6 protein-coding genes and 1 pseudogene are annotated in these 6947 nt (G+C 66.1%); 4 read left to right on the top strand and 3 right to left on the bottom strand.

Annotated elements, in window-relative coordinates:
• The 4 genes and pseudogenes from VGH54_RS08785 to VGH54_RS08800 all read left to right on the top strand — a co-directional run.
• The coding region (locus VGH54_RS08785) for a TauD/TfdA dioxygenase family protein (RefSeq protein ID WP_331511562.1) at positions 1-279 on the top strand (279 nt) is incomplete at its 5' end.
• A gap of 34 nt (positions 280-313) precedes the next feature.
• Positions 314-472 (top strand): annotated as a pseudogene (locus VGH54_RS08790) (TetR family transcriptional regulator); the annotation flags it as partial.
• Between the two features lie 125 nt (positions 473-597).
• The gene (locus VGH54_RS08795; protein WP_331511567.1) at positions 598-1371 is read left to right on the top strand and encodes a beta-phosphoglucomutase family hydrolase; all 774 of its coding nucleotides are present in this window, start codon (positions 598-600) and stop codon (positions 1369-1371) included.
• Positions 1372-1380: 9 nt separating this feature from the next.
• Positions 1381-3732 carry a glycoside hydrolase family 65 protein gene (locus VGH54_RS08800; RefSeq protein WP_331511563.1) on the top strand — a complete coding sequence of 784 codons (2352 nt, stop codon included), beginning with the start codon at positions 1381-1383 and terminating at the stop codon, positions 3730-3732.
• A gap of 9 nt (positions 3733-3741) precedes the next feature.
• Here the strand turns inward: VGH54_RS08800 and VGH54_RS08805 are convergent, their stop codons facing one another.
• The 3 genes from VGH54_RS08805 to VGH54_RS08815 form a co-directional block, all read right to left on the bottom strand.
• The gene (locus VGH54_RS08805) at positions 3742-5478 is read right to left on the bottom strand and encodes a GMC family oxidoreductase (protein ID WP_331511564.1); all 1737 of its coding nucleotides are present in this window, start codon (positions 5476-5478) and stop codon (positions 3742-3744) included.
• Positions 5479-5524: 46 nt separating this feature from the next.
• Complete coding sequence (locus VGH54_RS08810; RefSeq protein ID WP_331511568.1) at positions 5525-6652, bottom strand: GuaB3 family IMP dehydrogenase-related protein; 1128 nt, start codon at positions 6650-6652, stop codon at positions 5525-5527.
• Positions 6653-6680: 28 nt separating this feature from the next.
• Positions 6681-6947, bottom strand: a 267-nt coding sequence (locus tag VGH54_RS08815; protein WP_331511565.1) for an IMP dehydrogenase, incomplete at its 5' end; no start/stop codon positions are given.

Raw genomic sequence — 6947 nt, forward strand, 5'->3', positions numbered from 1 at the left:
GTCGGGATGGACAATTACGAGTCGCAAACCCTCCTCGAGTTGCTGCAACGACGAATCACCATGCCGGAGAACACTGTTCGATGGAACTGGGCACCGGGCGACGTCGCCATCTGGGACAACCGCGCTACCCAGCACCGGGCAGTCGACGACTACGATGACCAGTACCGGCTCATGCACCGTGTCACCGTGCAGGGTGACGTGCCGGTCGACGTCCACGGCCAACGCAGCCGGGTGATCAGCGGAGTGCCGCTACAGGCGGTCGACACCGCCGCCAGCTGAGGCGTAGGTGAGAGATTACTCACTCACGTCTGCCATGACCTCCCCTGATGCCGGCACGCGCGACCGTCTGCTGGACGCGGCGCTCGCGTTGTTCGCGCGCCAGGACTCCGCCACGTCGGTGGCCGACATCCAGCAGGCGTGTGGCCTGTCGCCGGGATCCGGTGCGCTCTACAAACACTTCCCGTCCAAGAAAGCTACTACTGCAGGAGGCGACCCGGCGCCATGTGGAGCAGATGAGCGCCGGAAAACAGTCGGTCAGCCGGAACGTGTGGCGAACCAGCATCGGGCATGGTGAGGTGGTAACTGGCCGCGGCCGAAATCACCCTGACCGAAGTCATCCTAGAAGGGAGGCCCGCCTTGCTGGGTCTACCGGAAGCCGTGCACGCCTGCCTGTTCGATCTCGACGGTGTCCTGACCGACACCGCGAGTGTCCACACCAAGGCATGGAAAGTCATGTTCGATGCCTTCCTCCAGCGGCGGGCTCAAGAGACCGGCGAGAAGTTCGTGCCGTTCGACGCGGTCGACGACTATTTGAAATACGTCGACGGCAAGAAGCGTGAGGACGGCGTCCGGTCGTTTCTGGCCAGCCGGGGCATCGAACTGCCCGACGGCGACCCCGACGACTCGGGCGACAAAGACACCGTCTACGGCTTGGGCACCCGGAAAAACGACGCCTTCCAGGAGACCTTGCGCAACGACGGCGTCAAGGTATTCGACGGCTCGCGCCGCTACCTGGAAAAGGTGGCCGCCGCGGGTCTCGCTACGGCGGTGGTGTCTTCCAGCGCCAACACCCGCCAGGTGTTGGAGATCACCGGGCTCGACAAGTTCATTCAGCAGCGAGTCGACGGCGTGACCCTGCGCGAGGAACACATCGCCGGCAAGCCGGCACCCGATTCGTTCCTGCGCGCCGCCCAGCTGCTGGGAGTCGAAGCGGCCGCAGCCGCGGTGTTCGAAGACGCGCTCTCCGGAGTGGAGGCAGGGCACGCCGGCCACTTCGGGTACGTCGTCGGCGTGGACCGGGTAGGCCAGGCCGAGGCGCTGCGCCAACACGGCGCCGACGTCGTCGTGACCGATCTCGCCGAACTGCTTTAGGACGCAAACATGATCTCGGATGACACCTTCCCCGTCGAACCATGGCAGGTCCGCGAAACCCGGCTGGATCTCAATGTGCTGGCTCAATCGGAGTCGCTGTTCGCGCTATCCAACGGGCACATCGGAATTCGCGGCAACCTCGACGAAGGGGAGCCGCACGGCCTGCCCGGCACGTATCTGAACTCGTTCTACGAAGTCCGGCCGCTGCCCTACGCCGAAGCGGGCTACGGCTACCCGGAGGCCGGACAAACCGTCGTCGACGTCACCAACGGCAAGATCGTCCGCCTGCTGGTCGACGACGAGCCGTTCGACGTTCGCTACGGCAAGCTGTTGAGCCACGAGCGGGTGCTCGACCTACGGGCCGGCACGCTGAAGCGATACGCGCACTGGGAGTCACCGGTCGGCAAGCAGGTCATGGTGACCTCGACCCGGCTGGTGTCGCTGGCACAGCGCAGTGTTGTCGCCATCGAGTATGTGGTCGAGGCGGTCGACGAATTCGTCCGTGTCACAGTGCAATCCGAGCTGGTCGCCAATGAGGACCAGCCCGTGACGTCGGCCGATCCGCGGGTCTCGGCCATCCTCGACAAACCGCTGGAGGCCGTCCAGCACGAGGACACCGAATGCGGTGCACTGCTGATGCACCGGACGCGCGCCAGCGCGCTGATGATGGCCGCGGCGATGGACCACGAAATCGAGGTCGAAGGTCGCGTCGAGATCACCAACGACGCAGGCGACGACCTCGCCCGTACGACCGTGATCTGCGGGCTGCGGCCGGGCCAGCAGCTGCGCATTGTGAAATACCTGGCGTACGGCTGGTCGAGCCAGCGTTCCCGTCCCGCGCTTCGTGACCAGGCCGCCGCGGCGTTGCACAGCGCCCGCTACAGCGGCTGGCAGGGCCTGGTGGACGCGCAGCGCAAGATCCTCGACGACTATTGGGACAGCGCCGATGTCGAGGTCGAAGGCGACCCGGTTTGCCAGCAGGCGGTGCGGTTCGGGCTCTTCCACCTGCTGCAGGCGAGTGCACGAGCCGAACGGCGCGGCATCGCCAGCAAGGGTCTGACCGGCACCGGCTACGACGGCCACATCTTCTGGGACACTGAGGGATTCGTCCTTCCGGTGCTGACTTATACGTTGCCGCACGCAGCCGCCGATGCATTGCGTTGGCGCGCTTCAACTTTGGATTTGGCCAAGGAGCGCGCAGCGCAGCTGGACCTGAAGGGCGCCAGCTATCCCTGGCGTACGATTCGCGGCCAGGAATGCTCAGCCTACTGGCCCGCCGGCACCGCAGCTTGGCACATCAACGCCGATATCGCAATGGCATTCGAGCGCTATCGCGTCGTCACCGGCGACGAGTCGCTGGAGATGGACTGCGGACTGGAGGTGCTCGTCGAGACGGCACGACTGTGGCATTCGCTGGGCCACCACGACCGCCACGGTGTATGGCACCTGGACGGGGTCACCGGTCCCGACGAATACACCGCGATCGTCCGGGACAACGTGTTCACCAACATGATGGCGGCCCACAACCTACGGGTGGCGGCCGATGCGTGCACCCGCCACTCCGAGGCCGCCCGGGATCTCGGAGTGAGCAGCGACGAGACCGCTGCGTGGCGAGATGCCGCTGATGCGGCTCACATTCCCTTCGACGAAGAGCTCGGCGTCCACCCGCAGTCCGAAGGCTTCACCACGTATGCCGAGTGGGACTTCACCGAGAAGACGAAATACCCTCTGCTGCTACACGAGCCGTACGCGTTGCTCTATTCCGCTCAGGTGATCAAGCAAACCGATCTGGTGTTGGCCATGTACTGGCAAAGCCACAAATTCACCGACGAACAGAAGGCGCGCAACGTCGACTACTACGAGCGGCGCACGGTGCGCGACTCGTCGCTGTCGGCCTGCACCCAGGCCGTGATGTGCGCCAACGTCGGGCATTTGGAGCTGGCGCACGACTACACGTACGAGGCGGCTCTGGTCGACCTGCGCGACCTGCACCACAACACCCGCGACGGGTTACACATGGCGTCGCTGGCCGGCGCGTGGACCGCTCTGGTCGCGGGCTTCGGCGGCCTGCGCGACGACGAAGGACTGCTGGCCCTGAACCCGTATCTGCCCGACGGCATCTCACGACTGCGGTTTCGGTTGCGCTGGCGCGACTTCCGGCTGACGGTCGATGTCATCCACCACGAGGTGACCTATACGCTGCGCGACGGGCCCGGGGGTGAATTGACCATCCGGCACGACGGCGAGGATCTCGAGCTCAGCACCAGCGCGCCGACGACGATCACGCTGAAAAAGCGAGAGCCGCTGCTGCCGTCGCCGCAGCAGCCACCCGGACGCGAACCGCTACATCGGCGCCGCTGAGGGGCCCGCTCAGCCCGCCGAGCTGATCGGTTCGATCGGCAACCAGTGCAGTGCCCCGGGTGCTGAGGCCGGCACCACCGGGTGGGCCGGCGCGATCGGATCGAGCCGGCGATAGGGCTCACCCTGGCGCGGCCGCAGGTCGTTCTCACCCTTGTTCGGCCACAGCGACGCGGCCCGCTCGGCCTGCGCCGATATCGACAGCGAGGGGTTGACGCCGAGGTTCGCCGAGATCGCCGCCCCGTCCACCACTGACATTGTCGGGTAGCCGTACACCCGGTGATACGGGTCGATCACGCCGTGTTCGGCGCCGTCGCCGATCACCGCACCGCCGAGGAAGTGCGCGGTCAGCGGAATGTTGAACAGCTCGCCCCAGGTGCCGCCGGCCACCCCGTCGATCTTGGCGGCGATGCGGCGGGTGACTTCGTTGCCTACCGGAATCCACGTCGGATTCGGCTCGCCATGCCCCTGCTTGCTGACATACCGGCGTCGGCCCAGCTTGCCGCGTTTGGTGAACGTGGTGATCGAGTTGTCCAGATGCTGCATCACCAGCGCGATCACCGTACGCTCGCTCCATTGACGCGGATTGAGCAGTCGAAGTATGCCGCGCGGATCTTCACCAGCTTGATCCAGCAACTGCCTCCAGCGCGGCACATCGGTGCCCTCGGGGCCGGGCCCGTCAGTCATCAAGGTCTGCAACAGCCCCATCGCGTTGGAACCCTTGCCGTACCGGACCGGTTCGACGTGCGTGTCGGACGTCGGGTGAATCGACGACGTGATCGCGACGCCATGGGTGAGGTCCAGGTCTGGCGAGACCTTCAACCTGCCGGCACCGACGATCGATTCGGAGTTGGTGCGGGTCAGCACACCCAGCCGATCCGAGAGGCCGGGCAACGCCCCGGTGTCGCGCATCTTGAACAGCAGCTTCTGGGTGTTGTACGTCCCGGCGGCCAGCACCAGATGATTCGCGGTGAACGTGCGCTTCTTGCGGCGCAGCACGCGGCCGGTGTGCTTGGTGCGAACCTCCCACAAACCGTCGGGCCGCGGCGCGAACCTGGTGACTGTCGTCATTGGATGTATCTGCGCCCCAGCCGATTCCGCGAGGCCAAGGTAGTTCTTCAGCAGAGTGTTCTTGGCGCCGTAGCGGCAGCCGGTCATGCACGACCCGCATTCCAGGCAGCCGGTCCGGGCCGGGCCCGCACCGCCGAAGAACGGGTCGGGCACCGTCTCGCCGGGCGTCTTGGTGCCGTTCGGACCGAAGAACACCCCGACCGGGGTCGGCACGAAGGTGTCACCGCAACCCATGTCGTCGGCGACTTCTTTGAGCACCCGATCAGCGTCGGTGAATGTTGGGTTCTCGACCACACCGAGCATCCGCTGAGCCTGTTGATAATGCGGCGTCAACTCCGCGCGCCAGTCGGTGATGTGCGACCACTGCTGGTCGTTGAAGAACTGCTCCGGCGGTACATACAGCGTGTTGGCATAGTTCAGCGATCCACCGCCGACGCCGGCGCCGGCCAGGATCATGCAGTTCTGCAGCAGGTGGATCCGCTGGATGCCGTAGCAACCCAGTTGGGGAGCCCACAGGAACCTGCGCAAGTTCCACGACGTCTTGGCGAAATCCTCGTCGGCATAGCGGCGGCCGGCCTCGAGCACGCCGACCCGGTAACCCTTTTCGGTCAGCCGCAGCGCGGTGATACTGCCCCCAAAGCCCGAACCGATGATCAAGACGTCGTAGTCAGGTTCCACCGAACCAGTATGTACTTACTCGCCGGTAATGATCCAGCGATAGAGGTCAGTCGCTGACAGCCAGGCCGACCTTCTGGAATTCCTTGAGGTCGCAGTAGCCGGACTTGGCCATCGAGCGGCGCAGCCCGCCGACAAGATTCAGCGAGCCGAACGGGTCGTCGGACGGGCCGTTGAGGACCTGGCTCATCGGCAGCCGCTCACCGACGGCCACCTGCAGCATCGCACCCCGGGGCAGCGACGGGTGGGCGGCGGCGGTCGGCCAGAACCACCCGTCACCGAGCGCCTCAGCCGACTCGGCGAGCGGCGTGCCCAGCACCACCGCGTCGGCGCCGCAGGCGATGGCCTTGGCCAGATCTCCGGATGTGTGGATATCCCCGTCGGCGAGCACGTGCACGTAGCGCCCGCCCGTTTCGTCCAGGTATTCGCGGCGGGCTGCGGCGGCGTCGGCGATCGCGGTGGCCATCGGCACGCGGATCCCGAGTACCTCGTCGCTGGTGGTCACTCCCCTGGTGGAGCCGTAGCCGACGATGACGCCGGCGGCGCCGGTGCGCATCAGGTGCAGCGCGGTTCGGTGGTCGAGCACACCGCCGGCGACCACCGGAACGTCGAGCTCGGAGATGAAGGTCTTGAGGTTCAGCGGCTCGCCATGACTGTCGACACGTTCGGCGGAGACGATGGTGCCCTGGATGACCAGCAGGTCGATGCCCGCCGACAGCAGCGCCGGCGTCAGCGCCTGGGCGTTCTGCGGGCTCACCCGGACCGCGGTGGTCACCCCGGCCTCGCGGATGCGGGCCACCGCGGCACCCAGCAGACCGGGGTCCAGCGGCGCGGCGTGCAACTGCTGCAGCAGCCGGATGGCCGCCGACGGCTCGGGTTCTTTGGTGGCCGCCTCGATGACCTGAGCGACCTTGGCCTCAACGTCCGCGTGGCGGCCGATCAGCCCTTCGCCGTTGAGCACGCCCAGGCCGCCGAGCCGACCGAGTTCGATGGCGAACTCCGGCGACACCAGGGCGTCGGTCGGATGCGCGACGATCGGAATCTCGAACCGGTAGGCGTCGAGCTGCCAGGCTGTCGTGACGTCCTGCGAGGAGCGGGTGCGTCGCGACGGCACAATACTGATTTCGTCGAGTTCGTAAGTGCGCCGGGCTGTTCTGCCCATGCCGATCTCAACCATGTCACGCATGAGTGGTCCTTCGATCAGTTCACCGGGCGTAGTAGTTGGGCGCTTCGGCGGTCATCGTGATGTCGTGCGGATGGCTTTCCTTCAACCCCGCCGCGGTGATCCGGACGAATTGCGCGCGCTGCAAACCTTCGATGGTGTCGGCGCCGGTGTAGCCCATCGCGGCGCGCAATCCGCCGGTGAGCTGATGGATCACCGACGACAGCGGCCCGCGGAAGGGCACCCGGCCTTCGATGCCCTCGGGCACGAGCTTGTCCTCGGAAAGCACGTCGTCCTGGAAATAGCGGTC

This window comes from Mycobacterium sp., assembly GCF_036488105.1.
Lineage (GTDB): Bacteria > Actinomycetota > Actinomycetes > Mycobacteriales > Mycobacteriaceae > Mycobacterium.

Coding starts and splice junctions, on each gene's coding strand:
- VGH54_RS08810 (WP_331511568.1), bottom strand. CDS start 6,652: ATGGTTGAGATCGGCATGGGCAGAACAGCCCGGCGCACTTACGAACTC.
- VGH54_RS08800 (WP_331511563.1), top strand. CDS start 1,381: ATGATCTCGGATGACACCTTCCCCGTCGAACCATGGCAGGTCCGCGAA.